General features: G+C 66.8%; 21 protein-coding genes. 15 read left to right on the top strand and 6 right to left on the bottom strand.

What is annotated here, in order from left to right; all coding sequences use genetic code 11:
- Nucleotides 1-23 precede the first annotated feature (23 nt).
- A complete protein-coding gene (locus tag SJY11_RS02740; protein WP_376984925.1) occupies nucleotides 24-371 on the bottom strand; it encodes a hypothetical protein in 348 nt (115 codons plus the stop codon).
- Nucleotides 372-726: 355 nt separating this feature from the next.
- Here SJY11_RS02740 and SJY11_RS02735 point away from each other — a divergent pair, with 355 nt between their 5' ends.
- The 15 genes from SJY11_RS02735 (at nucleotide 727) to SJY11_RS02665 (ending at nucleotide 19,514) form a co-directional block, all read left to right on the top strand.
- Entirely contained in the window at nucleotides 727-912 is a 186-nt protein-coding gene (locus SJY11_RS02735) for a hypothetical protein (RefSeq protein ID WP_376984924.1), read from the top strand.
- A 395-nt stretch (nucleotides 913-1,307) separates the two neighbouring features.
- The gene (locus tag SJY11_RS02730; protein ID WP_376984923.1) at nucleotides 1,308-2,747 is read left to right on the top strand and encodes a bifunctional enoyl-CoA hydratase/phosphate acetyltransferase; all 1,440 of its coding nucleotides are present in this window, start codon (nucleotides 1,308-1,310) and stop codon (nucleotides 2,745-2,747) included.
- A complete protein-coding gene (locus tag SJY11_RS02725; RefSeq protein ID WP_376989236.1) occupies nucleotides 2,741-3,949 on the top strand; it encodes an acetate/propionate family kinase in 1,209 nt (402 codons plus the stop codon). The genes SJY11_RS02730 and SJY11_RS02725 overlap by 7 nt, the downstream gene beginning before the upstream one ends.
- A gap of 150 nt (nucleotides 3,950-4,099) precedes the next feature.
- Nucleotides 4,100-5,407 carry an MFS transporter gene (locus SJY11_RS02720; protein WP_376984922.1) on the top strand — a complete coding sequence of 436 codons (1,308 nt, stop codon included), beginning with the start codon at nucleotides 4,100-4,102 and terminating at the stop codon, nucleotides 5,405-5,407.
- Entirely contained in the window at nucleotides 5,404-7,047 is a 1,644-nt protein-coding gene (locus SJY11_RS02715) for an NAD(P)-binding protein (RefSeq protein ID WP_376984921.1), read from the top strand. The genes SJY11_RS02720 and SJY11_RS02715 overlap by 4 nt, the downstream gene beginning before the upstream one ends.
- On the top strand, nucleotides 7,044-10,715 hold the full coding sequence (gene nifJ, locus SJY11_RS02710) for a pyruvate:ferredoxin (flavodoxin) oxidoreductase (protein ID WP_376984920.1): 3,672 nt from the start codon (nucleotides 7,044-7,046) through the stop codon (nucleotides 10,713-10,715). The genes SJY11_RS02715 and nifJ overlap by 4 nt, the downstream gene beginning before the upstream one ends.
- Nucleotides 10,715-11,707: a dihydroorotate dehydrogenase-like protein gene (locus SJY11_RS02705; protein ID WP_376984919.1), complete on the top strand. Its 993-nt coding sequence runs from the start codon at nucleotides 10,715-10,717 to the stop codon at nucleotides 11,705-11,707. Before nifJ ends, SJY11_RS02705 begins: the two co-directional genes overlap by 1 nt.
- 203 nt (nucleotides 11,708-11,910) lie before the next feature.
- The gene (locus SJY11_RS02700; RefSeq protein WP_376984918.1) at nucleotides 11,911-12,561 is read left to right on the top strand and encodes a BON domain-containing protein; all 651 of its coding nucleotides are present in this window, start codon (nucleotides 11,911-11,913) and stop codon (nucleotides 12,559-12,561) included.
- A 143-nt stretch (nucleotides 12,562-12,704) separates the two neighbouring features.
- Nucleotides 12,705-13,352: a BON domain-containing protein gene (locus SJY11_RS02695; RefSeq protein ID WP_376984917.1), complete on the top strand. Its 648-nt coding sequence runs from the start codon at nucleotides 12,705-12,707 to the stop codon at nucleotides 13,350-13,352.
- Between the two features lie 63 nt (nucleotides 13,353-13,415).
- Nucleotides 13,416-13,964 (top strand): hypothetical protein, encoded by a 549-nt coding sequence (locus SJY11_RS02690; RefSeq protein WP_376984916.1) that lies wholly within the window; start codon nucleotides 13,416-13,418, stop codon nucleotides 13,962-13,964.
- 95 nt (nucleotides 13,965-14,059) lie between these two features.
- Nucleotides 14,060-15,160, top strand: coding sequence for an alkene reductase (locus SJY11_RS02685; RefSeq protein WP_376989235.1), 1,101 nt, complete (start codon nucleotides 14,060-14,062; stop codon nucleotides 15,158-15,160).
- A 130-nt stretch (nucleotides 15,161-15,290) separates the two neighbouring features.
- Nucleotides 15,291-16,538 carry an efflux RND transporter periplasmic adaptor subunit gene (locus SJY11_RS02680; RefSeq protein WP_376984915.1) on the top strand — a complete coding sequence of 416 codons (1,248 nt, stop codon included), beginning with the start codon at nucleotides 15,291-15,293 and terminating at the stop codon, nucleotides 16,536-16,538.
- Nucleotides 16,535-17,761 (top strand): ABC transporter permease, encoded by a 1,227-nt coding sequence (locus tag SJY11_RS02675; protein ID WP_376984914.1) that lies wholly within the window; start codon nucleotides 16,535-16,537, stop codon nucleotides 17,759-17,761. The genes SJY11_RS02680 and SJY11_RS02675 overlap by 4 nt, the downstream gene beginning before the upstream one ends.
- Nucleotides 17,754-18,500: an ABC transporter ATP-binding protein gene (locus SJY11_RS02670; RefSeq protein WP_376984913.1), complete on the top strand. Its 747-nt coding sequence runs from the start codon at nucleotides 17,754-17,756 to the stop codon at nucleotides 18,498-18,500. Before SJY11_RS02675 ends, SJY11_RS02670 begins: the two co-directional genes overlap by 8 nt.
- Before the next feature lie 72 nt (nucleotides 18,501-18,572).
- The gene (locus SJY11_RS02665) at nucleotides 18,573-19,514 is read left to right on the top strand and encodes an ABC transporter ATP-binding protein (RefSeq protein WP_376984912.1); all 942 of its coding nucleotides are present in this window, start codon (nucleotides 18,573-18,575) and stop codon (nucleotides 19,512-19,514) included.
- Nucleotides 19,515-19,555: 41 nt separating this feature from the next.
- On the opposite strand, the gene SJY11_RS02660 is transcribed toward SJY11_RS02665, so the two are convergent.
- The 5 genes from SJY11_RS02660 to SJY11_RS02640 form a co-directional block, all read right to left on the bottom strand.
- The gene (locus SJY11_RS02660; RefSeq protein ID WP_376984911.1) at nucleotides 19,556-19,969 is read right to left on the bottom strand and encodes a DUF3775 domain-containing protein; all 414 of its coding nucleotides are present in this window, start codon (nucleotides 19,967-19,969) and stop codon (nucleotides 19,556-19,558) included.
- Nucleotides 19,970-20,113: 144 nt separating this feature from the next.
- On the bottom strand, nucleotides 20,114-20,302 hold the full coding sequence (locus tag SJY11_RS02655; RefSeq protein WP_376984910.1) for a hypothetical protein: 189 nt from the start codon (nucleotides 20,300-20,302) through the stop codon (nucleotides 20,114-20,116).
- Nucleotides 20,303-20,549: 247 nt separating this feature from the next.
- Nucleotides 20,550-21,662 carry an ABC transporter permease gene (locus tag SJY11_RS02650; protein ID WP_376984909.1) on the bottom strand — a complete coding sequence of 371 codons (1,113 nt, stop codon included), beginning with the start codon at nucleotides 21,660-21,662 and terminating at the stop codon, nucleotides 20,550-20,552.
- Nucleotides 21,663-21,665: 3 nt separating this feature from the next.
- Nucleotides 21,666-24,440, bottom strand: a complete 2,775-nt coding sequence (gene rbbA, locus SJY11_RS02645) for a ribosome-associated ATPase/putative transporter RbbA (protein ID WP_376984908.1) — start codon at nucleotides 24,438-24,440, stop codon at nucleotides 21,666-21,668.
- Nucleotides 24,437-25,507 (bottom strand): HlyD family secretion protein, encoded by a 1,071-nt coding sequence (locus SJY11_RS02640; protein WP_376984907.1) that lies wholly within the window; start codon nucleotides 25,505-25,507, stop codon nucleotides 24,437-24,439. The genes rbbA and SJY11_RS02640 overlap by 4 nt, the downstream gene beginning before the upstream one ends.
- Between the last annotated feature and the right edge of the window lie 2 nt (nucleotides 25,508-25,509).

Raw genomic sequence — 25,509 nt, 5'->3', positions numbered from 1 at the left:
GTCAAAAGCCTGCCGATGGCCGGCTAGCAGCCCCAACCGTTGCAGCCGCGGCGCAAATAGAGCTGAGAGTTGCCATAAAAGCCCGTGCTATACGGGAAGGGCCGCTGCCCGTAGTCGCTTGGTCCGCCCTCGTCATCATGCCTTTCATAGCGAACCAAGCGTTCGTCGCCGGCGATCAATGCGTCGGCGGCAGTCTGCGCCTCGAGGCGCTGCTGGCGAGACCGAGAGCTGACGCAGCTTTTGAAGGTACGGGTGCCCGGCCGCAGGCCCGTCTCGCTGCAGATTTCCTGCGCCGTGCGCCGCGATGGCTCCATCGTCTGGCACCCCGCCAGGCCAGTTGCGATGAGCAGTGCGGCGGCAATGACGCGCATAGGGCGTTCCTTGAACAGGTCTCGTTCCGGAAGGGACGGGCTGATTGTTCAGGGAAAGGTGAGCGTACGCCCCACTCTGCGCCAGCGTCGGAAACTACGCATGCGCGGCGATCTTAAGCTCACTCTCATGCGCGAAAGCTGCGGCAGTCCGCCAACATCGCTCGGGACGCCGCCAGCGCCAGCCTGGCATGGCAGGCAGCGATTTCGAGGCCGCTTGGTGCATGATCGAGGCGCGAAGGTTGTCGACCGTTCGCTGGCTGATGCCGAGGTCCACCGCGATGTTCTTGTTGGGATGTCCGCGAGAACCAGATCCATGATCTGATGCTGCCGCGCCGTGAGCTCGGCCAAACTTTTCGTGGCGCTCACCTTCCAAGCCGCTCGCTGGCTCGTGTCGCGCGACTGCTCCATCGCACGTGGCACGCTGGCGAGCAGTTCGCTACAACTGACCGGCTCGTCGATGAAATCCGACGCGACGGTCTTCATCGCTTCGACCGCCATCGCGACGTCGCTGCTGCCGGTGATCATGACGGCGGGCAGGTGATGACCCTGCTAGTTTAAGTGGAGCAGCAGCTGCAACCCGGTCATGCCCGGCAGACAGGCGTCGACCAGAAGGCAGTTGCCTCGCCCGGTTGCTACGGCAAGAAAGCCCTCACAGATGTCGAAAGCTGCCACCCTGTAGCCGGCGTATTCCAGAACGACGTTCAGGACGCGGTAAATGCTGGCACGCGATAGGTAGAATCCACCGCTGTCGGCACAGGCCTGCGGCAACTAATCTTGCCAATAAGCTGAAGTGAAAGCGGTTGACGCCGGCGGCGACCGAGCTCTCGGCGCCAACCGCGGCCGACGTCGGATGGTCTTAGACGCTGGCGGGAATGATCCGTCGATCACGCAAAGACGGGACGAGTGACGATGCCTTCACCGGCCGAAGCAGCGTTTGTGGGCTTAAAGCCCCTAAGGCATCCAATCCCGCCGTCCCGCGATGCCGTTCTGTCGAATTGCCGCTTCGCCGACATCACGATCGGCCAGAGCGCCTCGCTGGTACGGACGGTCACCGATGACGACCTTCGGCTGTTCGCCATCGTCTCGGGGGACCTCAACCCGACCCATCTCGACGCCGCCTATGCGCGGAACGACCGGTTCGGGCACCTCGTTGCGCACAGCCTCTGGTCCGCGGGGATGATCTCCACGCTGCTGGGCACGCGGCTGCCTGGACCGGGGACGATCTACTGCGAACAGGACCTGAAGTTCCTCGCTCCCGTTGTGCCCGGCGACACGATCACGGCGACCGTCACGGTCCTCGAAATATGGACTGAGACGCGCCGTGTCAGCCTGTCGACGAGCTGTCGCAACCAATCGGGAGAAACGGTGCTGACCGGGACCGCCATCGTCATCGCCCCGGCCGAGGCCCTTTCGTTGCCAGCGACCGCCTTGTCGGACGTCACGCTGCACAGCCACGCCCGTTTCGCCGGTTACCTCGCCCAGGCCCGCGCCCTGCCCGCGCTGAAGACGGCGGTCGTCCATCCCTGTAGCGTCGAGGCCCTGCAGGCCGCCATCGAGGCGCGCGACGAGGGGCTGATCGAGCCGGTTCTGGTGGGTCCGCAAGCCCGGATCGAAGCGCTGGCCGCAGGGGCCGGTCTCTCGCTCGCGGACATCGCCATCGAGGATGCCGCCCATAGCCATGCGGCGGCGGCGCGGGCCGTCGCGATGGCGGCGGCCGGAGAGGTCTCGGCCCTGATGAAGGGCAGCCTGCACAGCGACGAAATGCTGGCCGCAATCGTCGCATCGGATTCAGGACTGCGAACGCAGCGCCGCCTCAGCCATGCCTATGCGATCGACGTGCCAGCATATGCCAAGCTGCTGCTGGTGACGGACGCCGTGATCAACATCGCCCCGAGCCTCGAGCAGAAGCGCGACATCTGCCAGAACGCCATCGACTTCCTGCGTGATCTCGGCCTGCCCGAACCGCTCGTCGCCATTCTGGCGGCCGTCGAGATGGTCAATCCGGCGATGCCCGCCACGCTCGACGCAGCCGCGCTTACCGTGATGGCCGCGCGCGGCCAGATCACCGGCGCCAAAGTCGACGGACCGCTCGCCTTCGACAACGCCATCAGCCTGGATTCGGCGCGGATCAAGGCGATCGTCTCGCCCGTCGCGGGACGCGCCGACATCCTCGTCGTTCCCAACATCGAGGCCGGCAACATGCTCGCCAAGCAGTTGATCTATCTGTCGGGCGCCGATGCCGCCGGGCTCGTGCTGGGTGCCCGCGTGCCGATCATCCTGACCAGCCGCTCGGATTCGATGAACATCCGCCTGGCCTCCGTGGCGCTCGCAAAGATCGTCCATGCCGCCCGCACGAAAGCCGGGACCTCATCGTGAACCGCCCGATCCTGCTGACCTTCAATCCGGGCTCCTCGACCATCAAGCTCGGGCTCTTCGCGATGGATGCCGCCGGGCCGGTGCGGCTCGGCCACGGGGCGATCGACCTGTCGCAATCCGCCCTGACCCTGAGCCTCGTCGAGGCCGGGAAGGCAACCGACATCCCGCTCTCGTCGAGGCCGGACGGCGACCTCCATGCGGTCATCGAAGAGATGCTCGTGCAGCTGACAAGCCATTTCGCGCTCGACGATATCGCAGCCGCCGGTCACCGCGTCGTGCATGGCGGCGATCGCTTCTCCGGCCCGACGCTGATCACCGACGAGACGCTGGCCGCAATCGAGGGCCTGGTTCCGCTCGACCCGCTGCACCAGCCGCAAAGCGTCGCGCTGATCAAGGCGGTGGCGCATCTGCGGCCGAGGATGCGGCAGACCGCCTCCTTCGACACGGCCTTCCATCGCAGCCAGAGCGACCTCTTGCGCCGCTTCGCGCTGCCGCGCGCGCTGTTCGACGAGGGCGTCAAGCATTTCGGCTTCCACGGGCTGTCCTACCGGTTCGTGGCTGCTGAACTGGCGCGCCTTTATCCGGACATTGCCAAAGGGCGGGTCGTTGTGGCGCATCTGGGCAGCGGCGCCAGCCTCTGCGCCCTGGAAGGAGGCGTCAGCCGCGACACCACGATGAGCTTCTCGACGCTGGACGGCGTGCCGATGGCAACGCGCTGCGGCACGCTCGACCCCGGCGTCGTCATCCACCTCGTCAAGCAGCGCGGCTGGTCGATCGAGCAGGTCGAGGACGTGCTCTATCACCGGTCTGGGCTGCTCGGCGTATCCGGCATCAGCGGCGACACCCGCGCGCTCTGCGCCAGCGACGATCCCAAGGCAAAGGAGGCGCTCGACCTCTTCGCCTTTCGGGTGTCGCGCGAGGTGGCGGCGCTCGCCAATACGCTGCGGGGGCTGGACGCCATCGTCTTCACGGCCGGCATCGGCGAGCATCAGCCGGAGGTCCGGGAGGCGATCTGCAACCGCCTCGCCTGGCTCGGCGTCGCGATCGACGCCGCGGCCAATGCCGCCAACCGGCCCCGGATCGACGCGGCGGCGAGCACGGTCGCGGTTCTCGTCATGGCGACCGACGAGGAGCAGGTCATCGCCGACGAGGCCTATGCGCTCCTGCTGCCCCCGACCGATGGACCGTCGGAACCAGCGTAGCCTGCGCGAGCGGCGCTACATCATGCGCCGGCAAAATCAGATGATGGGTCTGCGTAGATTCCGACGCTGATCGGGCACAGGGGCGCACTGCTAGACCATGGCGACGACACGTCACCGGTCGCGCACAGCGACACCTGCAGGAGAACGCCCGTGGCCATCACGCCCCCCTCCCCTCCCGCCGAGGCGGCGTCCAAGACGCCCTACATCATCGCCTGGGCCTGCTGCGTCCTGTTCTACTTCCTGCAATATGCCCTGCGATCGGCGCCCGGCGTCATGTTGCCCGAACTGACGGCGGCCTTCGGGCTCTCGGCACTGGGGATCAGCGCGCTGATCGGGCTCTATTATTACACATACTCCGCCTTCGCGATCGTCTCGGGCGCCTGCTTCGACCGTTATGGGGCGCGCTACGTCATTCCGGTCGGGCTCCTGCTCATGGCCGGCGGGGCGGTGCTGTTCGGTCTCGGGGCCAATGCGGCGGCGCAGGCCGGGCGGCTCCTGCAGGGCGCCGGCTCCGCCTTCGCCTTCACCGGCGCGGTGTATCTCGCGACGCGCGGCTTTCCGGCAAAGTATCTCGCGACCGCGATCGGCTTCACCCAGTGCTTCGGCATGCTGGGCGGGGCCTCGGGCCAGTTCGTCGTCGCGCCGCTCATCCACGGCGCCTTCAGCTGGCAGCAGTTCTGGCTCGTCGGCGGCGCCGTCGCGGCCGTGCTGGCGATCGTCGTTCTGGTGGTGACGCCGGGCGGACATCCCGTGCAGACCCCGGCCCAGAAGTCGGTTCTGTCGATGTTCACGCCCTACAAATCGGTGCTGACCAATCCGCAGTCCTATCTCTGCGGCTTTGCGGCCGGCCTCCTGTTTCTGCCGACGACGATCGGCGACATGATCTGGGGCGTCTCGTTCCTGCGGGCCGGCTGGTCGATCGACTATGCCGAGGCCGTCAACCGGGCGGCCATGGTGCCGCTGGGCTGGGTCGTCGGCTGCCCGCTGCTGGGCTACGTCGCCGACCATTACGGCCGCCGCAAGCCGGTCCTCATCGGCGGCGCGCTCGTCATGCTCGCGGCGTCGCTGGTCATCCTCTACGCCCCCCATGGCGTCGTGCCGCCCTATCTCGCCGGGTTCCTGCTCGGCGTCGGTTCGGGCGCGGCGATGATCCCCTACACGATCATCAAGGAGGTCAATGCCGACGAGGTGAAGGGCAGCGCGACCGGCGCGATCAACTTTCTCGTCTTCACGCTGAGCGCGCTGATGGCCCCGGCCTATGGCTGGGTCCTGCTGGAGCTGTCGGCCGGCGGCGTGCTGGGCATCGAGGTCTTCCAGAAGGCGGGCGGCATCGGCGTAGCCGGCATCGTGCTGGCGATCATCCTGTCGCTGTTCATCCGCGAGACCGGATCGGCAAAGGCGACGCCGCTGAAGCTGCCGGTAACGCCGCTGCAGCCCGCTCTGGGAGGCGTGCGATGACCGTCTTCGCACGCGACATGACGCCGAGGGTCGATCTGACCCTTCCCCACGGCACGGGCCCCGTCCGCAGCGAGCGCCCGGTCTATGTCGATCTGCTGCCGCCCTGCAATGCGGCCTGCCCGGCGGGCGAGGACATCCAAGGCTGGCTCGGCCTGGCGCAGGCCGGCAAGTTCAGGGCAGCCTGGGAGGCCCTGATCGCCGACAATCCGATGCCGGCGGTGCATGGGCGGGTCTGCTATCACCCATGCGAGACCAGCTGCAATCGCAAGGAACTCGACAGCGAGATCAGCATCCATGCCGTCGAGCGCTTTCTGGGCGACCAGGCATCACTGCTCGGCTGGACCCTCCCCAAACCCGCCGCCCCCTCGGGCAAGCGCGTTCTCGTCGTGGGCGCGGGGCCGAGCGGGCTGTCGGCGGCCTATCACCTGACGCGGCTCGGCCACCAGGTCGAGATCCGGGAGGCCGGACCGCTGCCCGGCGGGATGCTGCATTTCGGCATCCCGGCCTACCGCCTGCCGCGCGCGGATCTGATGAGCGAGATCGCCCGCATCGAGGCGTTCGGCGTCAAGATCGTGCTCAACCACAAGGTCGTGGATCTGCTGGCCGAGCAGGCCGCTGGAGACTTCGATGCGGTCTTCATCGCCATCGGCGCCCAGAAGGCCCACCATGTCGAGATTCCCGCCCGCGACGCGGCTCGCGTCTACAGTGCGGTTGGACTGCTGCACGGCGTCGAGACCGGCACAGCGCCGCAGCTTGGCCGCCGCGTCGTCGTCTATGGCGCCGGCAATTCCGCGATGGATGCGGCCCGCACCGCGCGGCGCCTGGGCGCCGAGGAGGCGCTCGTCGTCTTCATCATGGACAAGTCGCGCATGGAGGCGCGCGCCTTCGAGGCGCAGGAGGCCACCGACGAAGGCGTGACCTTCAAATGGCTGAGCGCGATCAAGGACATCGGCACGGACACGATGGTCGTCGAGCGCATGAAGATGGACGCGGATGGCCATCCGCAGCCGACAGGCGAGTTCGAGACGTTGAAGGCGGATTCGGTGGTGCTGGCGCTGGGCCAGGAGGCCGAGAGCGGCTTTCTCAAGCGCATCCCCGAGATCGCCTATCTGCCCGGCGGCATCGTCGTCGTCGATGCCGCCATGATGACGGGGCGGCCGGGCATCTTCGCCGGCGGCGACATGGTGCCGAGCCAGCGTTCCGTGACGATCGCGACCGGACACGGCAAGAAGGCCGCACGCCACATCGATGCCTGGCTGCGCGATGTGACATTCGCCCCGGCCGCAAAACATCCCGGCATCACCTATGCCGGCCTCAACCTGCCGATCTACGCCGATGCCGCCCCAGCCCGGCAGACCGAGCTCGGCCTGAGCGCGCGCGCGACCGGGTTCGAGGAGGTCTTCGCCGGCCTCTCGCAGGCGGACGCGCTGCACGAGGCGCGGCGCTGCCTCTCCTGCGGCAACTGCTTCGAATGCGACAATTGCTTCGCCGCTTGTCCGGAGGACGCGATCATCAAGCTCGGTCCGACCAAGGGCTACGAGATCAATCTCGATACATGCACGGGCTGCTCGGTTTGCGTCGAGCAATGCCCCTGCCATGCCATGGAAATGGTCCCCGAACACATGATGGTGCAGGCATGAACGCGGATCCGAAGATCACGGCGTCCACTCCGGCCGTTCCGGTGGCAAACCCGCTCGCCAAGGCCGCCCTGCGCATGACGATGGACGGCAACACGGCGGTCGCCCATGTCGCCTACCGGGTCAACGAGGTCTGCGCGATCTATCCGATCACGCCGTCCTCGACCATGGCGGAACTGGCCGACCAGTGGTCGGCCGACCTGGTGCCCAACATCTGGGGGAATATCCCGGTCGTGCAGGAGATGCAGAGCGAGGGCGGCGCGGCCGGCGCGGTCCATGGCGCGCTGCAGTCGGGCGCGATGACGACGACCTTCACCTCGTCGCAGGGCCTGATGCTGATGCTGCCCAACCTGTTCAAGATCGCTGGCGAGCTGAACGCGACCGTCTTCCATGTCGCAGCCCGTTCCCTGGCGACCTCGGCCCTGTCGATCTTCGGCGATCATTCCGACGTGATGGCCTGCCGCACCACCGGCTTTGCGCTGCTCTCCTCGGCGAATGTGCAGGAGGCGCACGACATGGCGCTCGTCTGCGAGACGGCGACACTGGCTTCGCGCGTGCCCTTCATCCATTTCTTCGACGGGTTTCGCACCTCCCACGAGCTCAACACGCTGGACCTGATCGACGACGACACGATGCGCGCGATGATCCCCAACGATCTCGTGCGGGCCCATCGCGGCCGGGGGCTCAATCCCGAAAACCCCTTCATTCGCGGCACGGCGCAGAACCCCGATACCTTCTTCCAGTCGCGCGAAGCGGTGAGCCCCTACTACGCCGCCGTCCCCGGCATCCTGGACAAGGCGATGGCCCGCTTCGCCGAATTGACGGGGCGCGCCTACCAGCTGTTCGAATATGAAGGCGCCCCCGACGCCACCCGCATCCTGATCCTGATGGGGTCCGGCGCCGAGACGGCGCGCGAGACGGTGAAGGCCCTGGTCGCCAAGGGCGAGAAGGTCGGCGTGCTCCAGGTGCGGCTGTACCGGCCCTTCTCGGCGGCCCATTTCCTGGCGGCGATCCCGGCCTCGGTGCAGGGCATTGCCGTGCTCGAACAGGCCAAGGAAGCCGGCGGGGCCGGCGAGCCACTCTATCTCGACGTGATCGCGACGCTGGCGCAGGGGGTCGCGGCGGGTACGCGTGCGACGATGCCGCGCGTCATCGGCGGTCGCTACGGCCTGTCCTCGAAGGATTTCACGCCGGCCATGGCCAAGGCGGCCCTGGACGAGTTGAGCCTGCTCGATACGGACGGGCGCCTTTGCGGGCGCAACGGCTTCACGCTGGGCATCAATGACGATGTCTCGCACAGCAGCCTTTCGGTCGATCCGCTGTTCTCGATCGAGCCCAGGGACCGGACCAACGCCGTCTTCTACGGGCTGGGCGCCGATGGCACTGTCGGCGCCAACAAGAACAGCGTTAAGATCATCGCCGAGGATGCCGGCCGCTATGCGCAGGGCTACTTCGTCTACGATTCGCACAAATCCGGCGCGCAGACCGTGTCGCATCTACGCTTCGGTCCGGAGCCGATCCACGCCCCCTATCTGATCGCGCAGGCGAGCTTCGTCGCCTGCCACCAGTTCGGCTTCCTCGAACGGCAGGATGTCCTTCGCGTCGCCGCGCCCGGCGCGGTGTTCCTGCTCAACAGCCCCTTCGGCAAGGACGAAACCTGGGACGAGCTGCCCCTGCCCGTCCAGCAGCAGATCATCGCCAAGAAGCTGCGCCTCTTCGTCATCGACGCCTCGAAGGTGGCGCGCGATGTCGGGCTCGGCGTGCGCACCAACACCGTGCTGCAGACCTGCTTCTTCGCCATCTCAGGCGTGCTGCCCCGCGACGAGGCTATCGCGCAGATCAAGGCGTCGATCAAGAAGACCTATGGCCACAAGGGCGAGGCGGTCGTCGCCAAGAATTTCGCGGCGGTGGACGACACGCTCGTGGTGCTCTTCGAGGTCGCGGTGCCCGCCACAGCGACGAGCCTGCATGATCGGCCCGCCATCGTTCCGGCAACTGCGCCCGCCTTTGTGCGCGACGTCACGGCGCTGATGCTGGTCGGCCGCGGCGAGGATATCCCCGTCAGCCTGATGCCGGCGGATGGGACCTTTTCCTCCGGCACCAGCGCCTTCGAGAAGCGCAACATCGCGGAGTTCGTGCCGGTCTGGGAAACCGATCTCTGCATCCAGTGCGGCCAGTGCAGCTTCGTCTGCCCCCACAGCGTCATCCGCTCGCGCACCTATGACGAGACGGTGCTGATCGATGCTCCCGCAAGCTTCAAATCGGCACCGGTGAATGCGCGCGGCTATCCCGAGGCGCGCTTCACGCTCCAATTCTATGTCGAGGACTGCACCGGCTGCGGGCTTTGCATCGAGGCCTGCCCCGCCACCAGTCCGCGCGAGCCGGGCAAGAAGGCGATCAACCTCGCCGAGAAAGCCCCGCTACTGGAGGCCGAGCGGACCAGCATGGCCTTCTTCGAAACGCTGCCGGTCAACGACCGCTCGCGGGTCGACTTCGCCAATGTGCGCGGCGTGCAATATCTTGAGCCGCTGTTCGAGTTCTCCGGCGCCTGCGCCGGCTGCGGTGAGACGCCCTATCTCAAGCTTCTCTCGCAGCTCTTCGGCGACCGTGCGCAGATCGCCAATGCCACCGGCTGCTCCTCGATCTATGGCGGCAGCCTGCCGGTGACCCCCTGGACGAAGAACGACGAGGGTCGCGGCCCCGCCTGGTCGAACTCGCTCTTCGAGGACAATGCCGAGTTCGGCATGGGCTTCCGCCTGGCGGCCGACAAGCATCTGGCCATGGCCCGCGCCCTGCTGACCAAGCTCGCGCCGACGCTCGGCGACAATCTGGTCCAGGCAATGCTCGATGCGCCCCAGATCGAAGAAAACGAACTGCGCACGCAAAGGCGCCGCGTTGCCGATGTGAAGGAGAGGCTCGTGGCCCTCGACACGGAGGACGCGCGCGATCTCCTGTCGGTCATCGACCATCTCGTCCGGCGCAGCATTTGGATCGTCGGCGGCGACGGCTGGGCCTATGACATCGGATATGGCGGGCTCGACCATGTCATGGCCAGCGGCCGCAACGTCAACATCCTCGTGCTCAACACCGAGCTCTACTCCAACACCGGCGGGCAGGCCTCCAAGGCGACGCCACTGGGCGCCGTGGCGAAGTTCGCCGCCGCGGGCAAGCGCGTGCCGCGCAAGGATCTGGCGCTGCTGGCGATCGCCTATGGCAATGTCTATGTCGCGCAGGTCGCGATGGGCGCCAATGCGCAGCAGACGCTCGACGCCTTCCGCGAGGCGGAAGCCTATGACGGCCCGTCGCTGATCATCGCCTACAGCCAGTGCATTGCCCATGGCATCGACATGCGCTTCGGCATGAAGCAGCAGGATCTCGCCGTCGCCAGCGGCTACTGGCCGCTGATGCGCTTTAACCCGGCGATGCAGAGCGTGGGCCTGAGCCCCTTCCAGCTCGACTCGCCGCGGCCGACGATCCCCTTCAAGGACTACGCCTATAACGAGATCCGCTACTCATCGCTGGCGCGGACGATGCCGGCCGACGCCGCAGCCCTTTTGCTGGAGGCGCAGGCGGGGGTCGACGCCAAGTATCGCCGATACGAGGAACTCGCCGCCCTAGACGGCGGGCGGTTTCGACCCGGCGTCGTGACGCCCGTGACGGGAGCAGCCTGATGGATCTGTCTTCGCGCTATCTGGGCCTGGCCCTCAAGAACCCCGTCGTGGCCTCGTCCTCGCCGCTGACGGGGACGCTGGACGGCATCCGGCAGATCGAGGATGCGGGTGCGGCCGCAATCGTCCTGCCCTCCCTCTTCCAGGAGGAGATCGAAGCCGAGGATGCCCGCCATGACCGCCTGACCAGCGCCCATGACGAGAGCTGGCCCGAGGCCAGCACGAACTTTCCGACGCTTCCGGAATCGGCGCGCGGACCGCACCGCTATCTCGAACTGGTCAGGCGCGCGAGCGAGATGACCGCGATCCCGCTGATCGCAAGCCTCAACGGCGTCACCGACGCGGGCTGGACCGATTATGCCCGCTCGATCGAGCAGGCCGGCGCGCAGGGGCTGGAGCTCAACGTCTACTTCATCCCCACCGACCTCACGCTCGACGGCCGGGCGGTGGAACAGCGCTATCTCGATATCCTCAGGGCTGTCCGCGCCGCCGTGACGATCCCCGTGGCGGTCAAGCTCAGCCCCTATTTCAGCGCGATCGGCCATCTGGCGCTGGAGCTGGAACGAGGCGGGGCCGATGCGCTCGTGCTGTTCAACCGGTTCTACCAGCCCGATCTCGACATCGTCGCGCTGAAGGTCCTGACCGACCTGCACCTGAGCGAACCCAACGAGATCCGCCTGCCGCTGCTCTGGCTGGCGGTGCTGGCGGGGCGGGTCAAGCTGTCGCTGGCTGCCGCGACGGGCGTGACGACCGCCGACGAGGTCATCAAATACGTGCTGGCCGGCGCCGACGTGGTGATGACCACCTCGGCCCTGCTGCGCCATGGCCCCGGCCATGTTGGCGTCCTCCTCGCAGGTCTCGCCCACTGGCTCGACGCGCGCGACTTCGCCTCGCTCGAAGCGGCGCGGGGCATCATGAGCCAGGGCAGGCTCCACGAGCCCAAGGCCTTCGAACGCGCCAACTACATCAAGATCCTCCAAGGCTACGGCCACTGAGCGCCTGGTGGCGATCCCGGTGTGGATCACGACGCTTGCAGGCTCGGCCGACGCCCAGGCCGTGCCGCCGCTGAAGCGGCATCCCCCGCGCATGAGGGAATGCCGAGGCTTGTGGATCGTCCTCACCACGCGAGACAACCGATCGCATGGCTCCCGGCGCAACGCCGGGTTCTGCGACCACGAGACGGCAAGGACCTCATGACATGCTGACAGATCGCGACATCCTCAAAAGCGTGACGGACGAGTTGGCCTTTGCTCCCGATGTCGCGGAGGCCGGGATCCGCGTGACCGTCCATAACGGCGTCGTGACCTTGCTGGGGCATGTGCCGAGTTTCTGGGGGAAGGATGCGGCGACCCGCGCCACGCGCGCCGTGCGCGGGGTCCGGGGGATTGCCGAGGAGTTGACGGTCTCGCTGTCTGAAAGCGATCGGCAGTCGGACGAAAAGATCGCCGCCGGCGCCCTGTTTTGCCTGGCGTCCGATGTCTCGATCCCCAACGACCTGATCACCGTCACCGTCGAGAACGGGGTCGTCACGCTGACGGGCGAGGTCGGCTGGCACTATCAGCGCGAGGAGGCCGCGTTCGCCATCCGCAGGATCGCGGGCGTGACGGAGCTGGTGAACCAGATCCGCTTGAAGCCGCGGCAGCTTCCCGATGATGTGGTGGCCTCCGTGACGCAGGCCTTCGCGCGCGGCGGTCTCGATCCGCTGGACCGCATCACGGTCAAGGTCCATGGCGGCGAGATCCGCCTGGGCGGTTCCGTCCACAGCCCTCATCAGCGCGCGGTCGCCGAAACCGCGACATGGTCTGTCCCCGGCGTCACCCAGGTCGAAAACACCATCGGCATCTCCTGAGAACGGGAATCATCGTCCCGCGAGAGGCAGCTCTGCCATCCGATTGCGTAGATTCCGACGCTGGCGGACCGGGCCGGTGAAGCCTCTCATTCGGCCGATGCAGATCTTCTCTGCAGGACCATACCCAACCGCCGGAGCAGGCCATGACGGACGAGACCCTGAAGCAGACCGTGCTCGATGAACTCGCCTGGGAGCCGAGCGTGAACGCCGCACATATCGGCGTCACCGCGCGCGACGGCGTGGTGACGTTATCGGGACATGTGGAGACCTACTCGGAGAAATGGGGTGCGGAGCGCAGCGTCGAGCGCCTGTCCGGCGTGAAGGCCGTGGCCCAAGAGCTCGAAGTCCGGTCGCACTACTACACCGGCAATGGCGATGACGACATCGCCAAGCGCGCGCTCAACGTGCTCGAATGGGATGTGTCCATTCCCCACGACAAGGTCCGGGTGAAGATCGAGAAGGGGTGGGTGACGCTGAGCGGCGAGTTGCTCTGGCAGTACCAGCGCGACGCCGCGGAAGCGAATGTCCGGAAGCTACCGGGCGTCACCGGCGTCACCAACGCCATCACCCTCAAGCCGGGCGTCCAGGCCTCGGATGTCCGCGCCAAGATCAAGACCGCCTTCACCCGCAACGCCATGATCGACGCCGAGGACATCACCATCGTCACCGATGGCGGCAAGGTCACGCTGTCGGGCGAAGTCGACAGCTTCTACGAGCGCGACCTGGCCGCGAGAACCGCCTGGTCGGCTCCCGGCGTGACGCAGGTTGAGGACAACATCCTCATCGCCTGAAACACCGGGCGGCTAGCGGCCGCCTTGCGCCAACCCTCCCTTACCGATTGTCAGGACATCATCATGAGCCAGAACGATTCCGTCATCGCCGTTTTCTCCGACCACAAGACAGCCGAGGCGGCCGTCAAGAAGCTGGCCGAAGCCGGCATTACGATGGGCAATCTCAGCATCGTCGGGAAGGGCTACCACACTGATGAAAAGGTCATCGGCTTCTACAATATGGGCGATCGCATCAAGTTCTGGGGCGCCAATGGCGCTCTCTGGGGCGGCCTCTGGGGCTGGCTCACCGGAAGCGTGTTCATCACCGTCCCGGTGATCGGCCCTGTCGTGGTGCTGGGATATCTCGCAACGATGGTCGTGGCCGCCATCGAGGGCGCCGTGGTCGTTGGCGGCGTCAGCGCGCTGGGCGCGGCGCTGTATGGCGCCGGCATCCCCAAGGACAGCGTGGTGACCTACGAGACGGCGTTGAAGGCCGATGAGTTCCTGATCCTGGCGCGCGGTGCCGCTGCGGACGTGCAGCGAGCGAAGGCCATTCTGGACACCTTCAAGCCGGGCCGCATCGACATTCACAAACAGACCGAAAGCGCGCTTCCGGTGACGCAGGTCGCCTGAGCCAACGATGAACCATCGGCGTCAAGGCAGCGCTACGCCTGACGCCGACATCGCCGCGAAGTGACCACCCGGGAACCGAATGCAGTGAGCGGCCAATCGTCATGACAGACCTGTTCGACGCCTATCGGCTTGGCGACCTCGCTCTCCCGAACCGCATCGTCATGGCGCCGCTGACGCGCAACCGCGCGCTGCCGGGCGACGTGCCCGGCCCGTTGAACGCGACTTACTATGCGCAGCGCGCGAGCGCGGGCCTGCTCATCAGCGAGGGAACCCAGATCTCGCCCGAGGGCAAAGGCTATGCGGGAACGCCCGGCATCTACGACGCCGCGCAAGTGAAGGGATGGCGACTGGTAACCGACGCGGTCCATGCGAAAGACGGCCGGATTTTCGCACAGATCTGGCACGTCGGTCGCGTGTCTCACACGTCTCTGCAGCCCGGCGGGCAGCCGCCAGTCGCGCCGTCCGCCTTGGCGGCGGACACGCAGGTGTTCGACGGCATGGCCTTCGTTCCGGCCTCCCTTCCAAGAGCGCTCGCAACCGCCGAGATGGGCCGCATCGTCAGCGATTACCGGGCCGCCGCCGTCAACGCCAAGGCGGCCGGCTTCGACGGCATCGAACTTCACGCCGCCAATGGCTACCTGATCGACCAGTTCCTGCGCGACGGATCGAACCATCGGCAGGATCGCTATGGCGGATCGATCGACAATCGCGCGCGCCTCCTGGTCGAGGTTCTTCACGCTTTGACTGGCGTTTGGCCGGCTTTACGCGTCGGGGTCCGTTTCAGCCCCTTCTCAGGCGCCAACGGGGCCCATGACAGCGACCCCATGGCAACCTTCTCGCATGCGATTGCTCGCGCCAGCGAATTCGGCCTGGGCTACCTGCATCTTGTCGAGGGCGAGACGGGCGGCTCGCGTGTCCTGCCGGCCGGTGCCGACATCGGCAAGCTCAGGGCCCTCTTCAAAGGCGCCTACATGGCAAACAACGGCTATGATCGCATGATGGCGGAGGACGCGGTAGCAAGCGGCCGGTCTGATCTCGTCGCCTTCGGTCGCCCGTACATCGCCAACCCGGACTTGGTCGAGCGGTTGCGCGCGCAGGCACCGCTGGCCCTCCCCGACCGCGCGACCCTCTATGGCGGCGGAGCCGCAGGCTACACCGATTATCCCTGCCTCAAGGCGCCCGCCGTTGCCTCCTGAACCCCGAAGCGTCGTCGCCCCGTCGACGGCGGGAGCTGCACCCGAGCGGGCCCAGGGCCCTGACGGCCCCCCGCCGAAACCCGTCCCACAAGGCGCAAGACACGACCCGGCTGACGCTGCCGCTCAACCAGTGATCAAGACGCCGCCAACCGCCTCGCTCTCGCAGGCCGGACACTGGCTGTGGTCCCGCAAATGGCCGATCGTCGCGACGCTTCTCGTCGGCGTCGCCGTCCTGCTGGGGGGGCTGCGCTGGTTCTATGGCCCGGAGGTCGCGGTCTATCCCGTCGTCCGAACCGATCTCGTCAAGACTGTCGTCGCCAGTGGCCATGTCGAAACGCCGTTCCGGGTCGAGATCGCCAGCCAGATCACCGCGACGGTGGCCGACGTCCTTGTGGAGGAAGGCCAGTCCGTCACGGCCGGGCAGCCGCTCGTCGCGCTGGCGCCGCGTGAACTGGAGGCCGCCGTCGTCCAGGCTCAGGCGACCGCAGCGCAGGCAGACGCCCGGCTGCGCCAGATGCAGGAACTCACACTCCCGGCCGCCGGCCAGACCCTGAAGCAGGCCAGGGCGACACTGGCCAATGCTGATGCCGCCTTCCAGCGCGCGGAGGGTCTGGCGACCTCTGGCTACGGCACGCGCGCCGTGCTCGATGCCGCCACCAAGGACCTCGACATCGCCCGCGCGCAGGTCAGGACGGCCGAGTTGCAGGTCTTCACCGCAAAGGCCGGCGGCGCCGATTTCGTGATGGCACAGACCCAGCGCGACCAGGCCCAGGCGGCCCTGACCGAGGCCCGGGCCCGGCTCGGCTATGCCACCATCATAGCCCCGCGCGACGGCGTCCTGATCACGCGCAGCGTCGAGCGCGGCATGGTCGTCTCACCCGGCAAGGCCCTGCTCGTGCTGGCGCCGGCCGGGGCGGTCCAGCTCGTCCTGCAGATCGACGAGAAGAACGTCGGCCTGCTCAAGCTCGGGCAAAGCGCTGTCGCCTCGGCCGACGCCTATGGCGACCAGCGCTTTGCGGCGACCCTGTCCTATATCAACCCGTCGGTCGACATCAGCCGCGCCTCGGTCGAGGTCAAGCTGACGACCCAAAATCCGCCCGCCTATCTGCGGCAGGACATGACCGTCTCGGTCGACATTCAGGTCGAGCGCCGCAATGGCGTGATGGTCGTGCCGGCCCGCACCGTTCGCGATCCGCTCAGTGCCAAGCCTTGGGTCCTCGTCGTCAGGGATGGGCGCGCCCGGGTGCAGGCCGTGCGCCTGGGCCTGCGCGCCGCCGATAGCATCGAGATCCTCGACGGCGTCGCCTCCGGCGAGCGGCTGGTTCCGGTGGCCTCGGGCATGCGCGCCGGTCAGCGGCTCCGGCCGGTGGTGTCGTGAAGAACTGGCTTCCGATCGAATGGACGATCGGCCTGCGCTTCCTCACCGAGGGGATCATGCAGACCGTTTTCATCCTCACCGGCATCGCCATGGGCGTCGGCGTGATCGTCTTCATGTCGGCCATGCTGGCAGGCCTGCAGGCCAATTTCATCAAGCGCGTCCTGACCTCGCAGGCGCATATCCAGATTATTCCCCCCGATGAGGTCGCCCGACCGCTGCGGCGCGCGGCGGGCGTGGTCGAGGGCGCGATCGTCCAGCGGCCGTCGCAACGCATCCTCTCGATCGACCAGTGGCAGACGGTGCGGACCGCCATGAAGGCGCGCCCGGATGTGGTGACGGTCTCGCCCACGGCGTCCGGCTCGGCGCTGGCCATTCGGGGCGATGCGGCGCGCAGCATCACGCTCACCGGCATGGAGCCGGACCTCTATTTCCAGATCGTGCGGATCCCCGACTACATCGTCGCCGGCACGTCAAAGCTCGAAAGCGACGACATCCTGGTCGGGACCGAACTCGCCAAGGACCTCGGCGCCACGGTCGGCGACAAGCTCAACCTGAGCACGGCCAGCGGCGCAACGCGGGTCCTCACCATCAGGGGCATCTTCGATCTCGGCAACAAGGGCGCCAATTCGCGCAACACCTTCGTCGCGCTGCGGACGGCGCAAAGCTTGCTCAGGCTGATCGGCGGCGTGACGACGCTGGATGTCACGGTCACCGACATCTATGCCGCCGAGACGATCGCGCAGGACATCTCGGCTACGCTACCCGTCCAGGCCGACAGCTGGATCAAGACCAACGCCCAGTTCTTCACGGCGGTCAGGGCGCAGCAATCCTCCAACACGCTGATCCGCTCCTTCGTCGGCCTCTCCGTCGCCTTCGGCATCGCCGCCGTGCTGATCGTCTCTGTGATCCAGCGCTCGAAGGATATCGGCATCCTGCGGGCGATGGGGACAAGGCGCGCTCAGGTGCTGGGCGTCTTCCTGATCCAGGGCGGCGTGCTCGGCTTCATCGGCTCCCTGATCGGCTCCAGCCTCGGCGCCGGCGCGCTGGTGCTCTGGCACAGCGCGGCTCGGCAGGCCGACGGCACGGAACTTTTCCCGCTGCTGCTGGAGCCGAGCCTGTTCATCGCCGCTGCGGCTGTCGCCACCGTCACCGGGGTCGCCGCCGGCATGGCGCCGGCGCTGCGGGCGGCTCGTCTCGACCCCGTGGAGGCGATCCGTGGCTGACGTGCTGGCACTGCGACAGATCCGCAAATCCTACAATGTCGGCACGGAGGTCGAGACCGAAATCCTGCACGGCATCGACCTGACGCTCGCCGCCGGCGAGTTCGTCGCGCTGATGGGGCCCTCGGGGTCCGGCAAGAGCACGCTCCTGAATATCATCGGCCTGCTCGACCAGCCGACATCGGGAACCGTCTCGATCAACGGCCAGGACACGGCCGGCCTGCCCGATTCCGCGCTGACCGCGCTGCGGGGCCACGCCATCGGCTTCGTCTTTCAATATCACTATCTGATCTCGGCGTTCACGGCGGCCGAGAATGTGATGATGCCGATGCTGGTCGATCGCGGCCGGCGCAGCGACGCCATGCAGGACGTCGCCTATGGCCTGCTGGACGATGTCGGGCTAACCCGCTGGCGCGACAACCGGGCCAACAACATGTCGGGCGGACAGCAGCAGCGCGTGGCGATCGCACGCTCGCTGGCGATGAACCCGTCGCTGGTGCTGGCCGACGAGCCGACGGGCAATCTCGACAGCGTCTCCGCCGACGCTGTCTTTGACTTGATGCGTCGCATCAACAAGGAGCGTTCGACCACGTTCCTGATCGTCACGCACAACCTCGAACTCGCGAAGCGCTGCGACCGGATCCTCGACGTCGTCGATGGGCGGATCTCGGGGCAGGAGACCGGGGCGTCAGGGGCAGCGGCAGGCGGCCGTTCGTGCGCTGCCGCAGTGCTGGCTGGGTGAGCTTCGATGTTTCGACGGCCTTCTGCCCCCTCGCGCCGGCTCGACGACGCAGCGACCCTGCCCAAGACCGTGATGGCATTCGTGTTCGCCAGCAGCGGCTGGCACCAGCTCCGACTATCCTTGCTTTCGGTCGCCGTCTTCACGCTGAGCGCCGCGCCACTCGAAATCCAGCGCCGGATCGTCGATGCGGCGGTCAGGGGCAGCGCGTTTCGCCCGATTCTGCTGCTCACGACAGCCTATCTGGGCGTCGTTCTCGCGTTTGGCCTGATCAAACTCGCGACTAATATCTACCGCGGCTGGCTGGCCGAGAGCGCGGTTCGCACGCTCCGGCTCGTGATCGACGAGCGGCTGAAGGGGATCGGCCACGAAACACGGCATGGACTGACGGATGCCGTCAGTCTCTCGATGATCCTGGCGGAATGCGACGATCTCGGCGGGTTCGTCGGGACAAGCATCAGCGTTCCGGTCCTCGAAGGCGGTTTCCTCGCCACCGTTTTTGCCTATCTAATCTATCTTCAGCCCTGGATGGCGCTCGTCGGCCTTGCTGTTCTGACGCCGCAGCTTGCCTTTGTGCCGCTGATGCAGAGCGCCATCAACTGCCGCGTCGCTAGGCGCATCACTCTGCTGCGGCAGGTGGGGCGCGACATTTTGGTGGTGCAGACCGTGCCGGCTGGCCACGATGAACGGGCAAAGTTCGATCTCGTCTTCGACCTGAACATGGGCGTGCTGAAGCTCAAGACCACGATGAACTTCCTCATGAATTTCACCTACACCCTCGGCATCGGCGCGATACTGGGTTTCGGCGGCTGGCTCGTGGTGCATGGACAGACCGAAATCGCCACGGTCGTGACCTTCGTCTCAGCCTTGGGCCGGATCGTCGATCCGTGGAACGACCTGGTCGACTGGGCCAGGAGCCTCGCCGTCTCGGCGACGAAATACAGGCTGGTCGAGCAGGAAATCCTGCGCATGAATGCGCAGGCGGGGTCAGCGCCCTTGCCATCTTCGAATCCCTGACGCCGCCGCCCATTAACGGCTGCCGCGGCGGGCGTCGCCGCTCACTCGGCGTCGAAATCCTCGCAGCTCTCGCCAAACAGCGAGAGGCCCTCCGCGAGATAGTCGGAGAGCAGGGGCAACCCCATCAGATAGGCCGCCGTGCGGGTGTTGTGGGCATATCGCGCATCGGACTGGAGCGTGCTCCAATCGCCGATCGCGCCGTCGCCACGGCCGAGCCAGGCCAGCGCGACGAGATCCACCTGCTCGTCGATATCGAGATCGTGGATGAAGCTCTTCAGCTCGTGCTCGACCGGGTCGCTGCGGTCGTCCTCAAGGACGTCTACCATGCCGTCATCGCTGGCATTGGAGCCGGATGCGGGGTCGGTCACAGCCTCCTTGGCATCGAATTGTCGCGCCTTGGACAGGATGAAACAGACCTTCCGGGTCGCAATGCCCAGTTCCGGCAATTCAGTCATGGTGTTTTCCATCGAAGAAGCATCTGGGTCGAGCGACGCCCTGTCGGCGCCATCTGATGACGGCGCCGCCCTGCGAGCGCCTCCCCATACTGGTGGGGAGGCGCTCGCAGGGCCGCTTACGCGGAACGGCAACCATTCCGCCCGTCAGCGCACCGCGCCAGGCTTGGGCTTGACCGTCTCGGAGAACGCGGCGTCGACCTCGGCCTTCGTGATACGGGCTGCCGGATCGCCGCGCTCGCTGAGGTTCTGCTCCTCGGTGCCGTCGCCCATCATGCCGGGATGGACGATGCCCAGGAGTTTCTTGCCGGCTTTGGCTTCGGGCTTGGAGGTCATTTGCATTTCCTTAGATGCCGGCGGGGCCCGGCGTTCCCGTGTCCCTGCCGGCGAAGGATCATCCTTCCGGCCGCGGGAACCTTCGCGACGGTAGACGCCGACGGTGGCGGGCCGGAAGGCTCGGAAAATACCCAGTGCTGCCATCGGCTACTGCAGCGCCGGCCGTCCAGGGTTGAGGACAGAAAGCTACCGCGAACCGATCATGTGCGGCGGGTCGCTGAGCCGCTCTGCCGCCCTCCGGAGCCACTCAGTTCAGCGACTTCCGAAACCGCCCCAGCGCGAACACGAACAGCACCGCGCCAATGGCGGCCAGCGCGAGGAACTGGGGCCAGACCACGGCAAAACCCGCTCCGCGATAGAGGATTGCCTGAGCCAGCATCACGAAATGCGTGTTGGGCGCCGCGAGCATGATGGTCTGCACGAGTTCCGGCATGCTCTCGCGAGGGGTCATTCCTCCTGAAAGGACCTGCAGCGGCAACAGGACCAGCATCAGCAGCAACCCGAATTGCGGCATCGAGCCGGCCAGCGTCGCGAGCACGATACCCAGCGAGGTGGTTGCGAAGAGCTGCAGCGCAGCCCCCGCCAGGAAGAGCGGCACCGAGCCCTCGATCGGCACGCGCAGCAGACCCTGCACGACGAAGGCCAGCGAGAGCGCGGCGGCGACGAGAACGACGAGCGCCATCGACCAGACCTTGCTGATCATGATCTCGGCGGGGGTGATCGGCATGACTAGAAGATGCTCGATCGTGCCGTGCTCGCGCTCGCGGATCAGGGCCGCGCCGGTCAGCACGATCGACAGCATGGTGATGCTGTTGATGAGGTTCATCACCGCGCCGAACCAGGCCTTGTTCAGCTCGGGATTGAAGCGCGCCCGCAGGACCAGTGCGACCGGGGCCGTCGTGGCGGCGCGGTAACGCTGGCTGAATTCGGAGACCTCGGCCGTGACGATGGTCTGGATGTAGCCGGAGCCGCTGAAGGCCTGGGTCATGCGCGTCGCATCGACATTGAGCTGGATCGTCGGCGAGCGTCCGGCGAGAAGATCGCGCTGGAAGTCGGGTGGGATATCGAGGGCGAAGGTATCGATGCCGGCATCCATGCGCCGGTCCATCTCGGCGGCAGTGATCAGCTGCGGGCGCGTGAAATAGGGAAGCTGGAAGGCGGCGCCGATGCGGGCCGAAAGCGGCGAGCGGTCCTCGTCGACGATGGCGATCGGCGCCTTGTTCAGTGTCTCTGGCAGCGCATGGGCGGCCGTGTAGATCGCGAGGCTGAACGCGTAGACGATGAGCAGCAGCAGCATGGCGTCGCGCTTCAGGCCGCGCAGTTCCTTGACGCCCAGATTCACGATGTTCGATGCGCGCATGATCTAGTCCGCCTGCTTCTTGAGGAGCAGGGCGCTGGCCGTCAGCAGGACCGGGATCGCCAGCAGCAGAGGCCAGAAGGAGCCCGTCAGATCCCCGAAGCCGAGCGCCTTGGAGAAGGTCGCGCGTGAGATGGTGATGAAATGCGTGGCCGGATAGATTTGCCCGATGAAGGCGCCGACGCCCTGCAGCGAGGAGACCGGGTCGATCATCCCCGAGTACTGCGTCGCCGGCGTGATCGTCAGGATGGCCGTGCCGAAGATCGCGGCGATCTGGCTGTTCATGAACGTCGAGATCAGCAGCCCCATGCCGGTCGACGTGGTGACGAAGAGCAGCGCCGCCACGGCGTAGGCGGGGAAGCTGCCGGTGAAGGGCACGCGAAAGATGAAGACCGCGGCCAGCCAGAGCAGCAGGAAGTTCAGCATCGCCAGCGCGATATAGGGGAGCTGCTTGCCGATCAGGAACTCGGCGCGGGTCACCGGCGTGACGTAGAGGTTGACGATCGAACCCAGTTCCTTTTCGCGCACGACCGACAGCGCCGCTAGCATGGCGGGAATGAGCAGCAAGAGCAGGGGGATGACCGCCGGCACCATCGCCACCAGGCTGCGGATGTCAGGATTGTAGCGGAAGCGGGTTTCGATGTTGAAGGCTGGCGCCGCAGCCTTCTCGCCGAGCAACTGCCGGGCCTTCTGCGTCAGCCAGTGCGCGTGCATGCCCTGGACATAGCCGCGGACCGTTTCGGCTCGGCTGGGCATGGCGCCGTCGATCCAGGCCGCGATCTCGACCTGCCGGCCATGCGCGAGGTCACGGCCGAAACCCGGCGGGATTTCGATGGCGAGGCTGATCTCGCCGGCGCGCATGCGGCGGTCGAGCTCGTCGTAATCGGCGAGCGGCGGGCGCTCGATGAAATAGCGCGAGCCTGCGAGGTCGAGCACATAGTTCTGGCTCGTCACGGTCTGGTCGCGATCGAGGACGGCGAAGGAAAGATCCTCGACGTCGAGGCTGATGCCGTAGCCGATCACGAACATCAGGAGGACGCTGCCGATCAGGGCCAGCGTCGCACGAATCGGGTCGCGGCTCAGTTCCAGGGTTTCGCGCCGGGTATAGCAAAGCAGGCGCCCGAGATCAAAGCCGCTGCGGCTTGCGCCGTCATGGCGCGCGGCCGGTGCCGCAGCCGCCTTGGCGGGGGGCGGCGCTGGCGAACTTTCGGGGTGGCCGATCGCATCTTCGAGATAGGCGACGAAGGCCTCCTCCAGATTGGCGCTGCCGCGCTTGGCGACGATGTTGGCGGGCGTGTCGCTGACCAGAATCTTGCCGGCGTGCATCAGTGAGATCCGGTCGCAGCGCTCCGCCTCGTTCATGAAATGGGTCGAGATGAAGATGGTGACGCCGTCCTTGCGCGAAAGATCGCCCAGGATCTGCCAGAGCGCGTCGCGCGCGATCGGATCGACGCCGGATGTCGGCTCGTCGAGGATCAGCATGTCGGGCCCGTGCACCATCGCGACCGCCAGCGACAGGCGCTGGCGGATGCCGAGCGGCAGCGCGTCGGGCAGCGTGTCCAGGACCTGTTCCAGATCGAAACGCTGCGCCATGTCGGCGATGCGCGGCGCGATGTTCGCCTCCGGCATCTGGAAGAGACGGGCATGGAGCGCCAGGTTTTGACGAACCGTCAGCTCCGCATAGAGCGAGAAGCCCTGGCTCATATAGCCGACGCGCCGGCGCGTCTCGATGTCCTTCGGGTCGACCGGGCGGCCGAATAGGCTCGCAGTCCCCTCGCTTGCCGCGAGCAGGCCGGTCAGCATCTTCATCGTGGTGGTCTTGCCGCAGCCATTCGAGCCGAGGAAGCCGAAGATCTCGCCTTTGGGAATGCTCAGATTGACATTGTCGACGGCGACGAAATCGCCGAAGCGCTTGGTCAGGCCTGCCGCTGCGATGGCGACGACCGTGTCATTGCCGGTGTCGCGCTGCGGAATGGAGACCGCGCGGTGGCGGCTGCGCTGCTCTTCGGGCAGCAGTGCGATGAAGGCGTCGTCGAGGGTGGGGGTTGAGGTCTGCGCCAGCAGTTGCGCGGGGGAGCCCGTCGCCAGCACATGCCCGGCATTCATCACCATCAGCCAGTCGAAGCGCGCTGCCTCCTCCATGTAGGCGGTCGCCACCAGCACGCTCATGCCGGCCCGACCCTTCCTGATGTCGTCGATCATGTCCCAGAACTGGCGCCGCGACCGCGGATCGACGCCGGTCGTCGGCTCGTCGAGGATCAGCAGGTCTGGATCGTGGATCAGCGCGCAGCAAAGCCCGAGCTTCTGCTTCATCCCGCCCGAAAGCTTGCCGGCCGGCCGGTCGGCGAAAGGAGCGAGCCCGGTGCTCTGCAGCAGCTCGCCGATGCGTCGCGCGCGCTCGGCTGAATCCTGGCCGAAGAGCCGTCCGAAGAAGTCGACGTTCTCGAATACCGACAGGGTGGGATACAGGTTCTTGCCGAGGCCTTGCGGCATGTAGGCGATGCGCGGGCAGACGCGTGTCCGGTGAGCGTTGTCGGCGATGTCGCCGCCGAGCACCTCGACGCGCCCGTCCTGGACCGTGCGCGCCCCGGCGATCAGAGACAGCAGGCTGGACTTGCCGACGCCGTCGGGGCCGATCAGCCCGATCATGCAGCCCGACGGCAGATCGAGGCTGATGCCGTCCAGCGCCCGGACGCCGCCATAGGAGAGGCCGACCCCTTCGAGCCGCACGACCGGTGCGGCGGGGCCCGGCACCGCCTGGCCGGACAGGACCCCGCTCATCGTGCGAGCGGGCCCTGCAGCTTGGCGGGCCATTCCGCCTTCGCATCGAGCCGGACATAGGCCATGCCGGGCAGGCCGGTCTTCACCTGCCGGACATGCTTGGCCAGAAGCTCGGGAGCGATCCGCGCCTTGATCCGGAACATCAGCTTCTGCCGCTCCTCCGTGGTCTCCACGGTCTTGGGCGTGAACTGTGCGACGTCGGCGACGAAGGACACGGTCGCCGGGATGACGGTGCCAGCGACGGAATCCAGCACCAGACGGACTTCGGAGCCGATCGCAACGCGTCCCGCCTGCGCCGTCGGCAGGAAGAAGGTCATGTAGACATCGCCGAGATCGACCATGTTGAGCACCCGCCCGCCGGCGGAGAGCACCTCGCCTGGCTGTGCCACGCGATACTGGACACGCCCCTCGCGTGGCGCCTTCAAGGTGCTGTCGTCGAGATCGGCCTCGATGCGCCTGACCGTCGCGCGTGCCGCGACCACGCTCGACTGCGCGGCCACGACCTGCGATCGGGCCGAGCTGATGGCAGCGTCGGAGGCTGCGCGCTGCGCCTTCGCGGCGCCGACAGTCGCGGTCGCGCCCTGCGCGCGTGCGCGATCATCGTCCAGCACCTGTTCTGACACATTGCCGCGCTCCGACAGCTGCTCGGACCGGTGCAGCTTCTTTCGGGCGGCATCAAATTCGGCTTCCCGCTGGGCGATGACGGCCTGCGCGCTCTCTCGCTCGGCCTCGCGCTGCGTCACGAGGCTGCGGGCCGTGTCGATACCGATGATGGCGCGCTGCAACTCGGCCTCCGCCTCGCTGCGCTGGGCCTGAAGCTGTTCGGTGTCCATCACGGCGATGATCTGCCTGGCGGTGACGAAGTCGCCTTCGCTGGCGAGGATGTCTTTGATCCGACCAGCGGCCCGCGTCGCGATATCGATCTCGACGGCCTCGATCCGGCCGTTGCCCTTAGCGAAGCCGTCGGGGAGATCTGCAGGCCTCAGCGCCTGCCATGCGAGATACCCCCCGCCCGCAAGCGCCACGACGATCGCCGCGATGACCCAGTTTCGCTTAGATCCGATCACGG

Origin of the sequence: Allobosea sp. R86505 (assembly GCF_042466375.1) — a bacterium.
Classification (GTDB): domain Bacteria; phylum Pseudomonadota; class Alphaproteobacteria; order Rhizobiales; family Beijerinckiaceae; genus Allobosea.
Note: the sequence above shows the minus strand (reverse complement) of the source record. Positions and strands in the feature narration are given on the sequence as shown.

Coding starts and splice junctions, on each gene's coding strand:
- SJY11_RS02740 (WP_376984925.1), bottom strand. CDS start 371: ATGCGCGTCATTGCCGCCGCACTGCTCATCGCAACTGGCCTGGCGGGG.
- SJY11_RS02715 (WP_376984921.1), top strand. CDS start 5,404: ATGACCGTCTTCGCACGCGACATGACGCCGAGGGTCGATCTGACCCTT.
- nifJ (WP_376984920.1), top strand. CDS start 7,044: ATGAACGCGGATCCGAAGATCACGGCGTCCACTCCGGCCGTTCCGGTG.
- SJY11_RS02705 (WP_376984919.1), top strand. CDS start 10,715: ATGGATCTGTCTTCGCGCTATCTGGGCCTGGCCCTCAAGAACCCCGTC.
- SJY11_RS02700 (WP_376984918.1), top strand. CDS start 11,911: ATGCTGACAGATCGCGACATCCTCAAAAGCGTGACGGACGAGTTGGCC.
- SJY11_RS02695 (WP_376984917.1), top strand. CDS start 12,705: ATGACGGACGAGACCCTGAAGCAGACCGTGCTCGATGAACTCGCCTGG.
- SJY11_RS02690 (WP_376984916.1), top strand. CDS start 13,416: ATGAGCCAGAACGATTCCGTCATCGCCGTTTTCTCCGACCACAAGACA.
- SJY11_RS02665 (WP_376984912.1), top strand. CDS start 18,573: ATGGCATTCGTGTTCGCCAGCAGCGGCTGGCACCAGCTCCGACTATCC.
- SJY11_RS02660 (WP_376984911.1), bottom strand. CDS start 19,969: ATGACTGAATTGCCGGAACTGGGCATTGCGACCCGGAAGGTCTGTTTC.
- SJY11_RS02655 (WP_376984910.1), bottom strand. CDS start 20,302: ATGACCTCCAAGCCCGAAGCCAAAGCCGGCAAGAAACTCCTGGGCATC.
- SJY11_RS02650 (WP_376984909.1), bottom strand. CDS start 21,662: ATGCGCGCATCGAACATCGTGAATCTGGGCGTCAAGGAACTGCGCGGC.
- rbbA (WP_376984908.1), bottom strand. CDS start 24,440: ATGAGCGGGGTCCTGTCCGGCCAGGCGGTGCCGGGCCCCGCCGCACCG.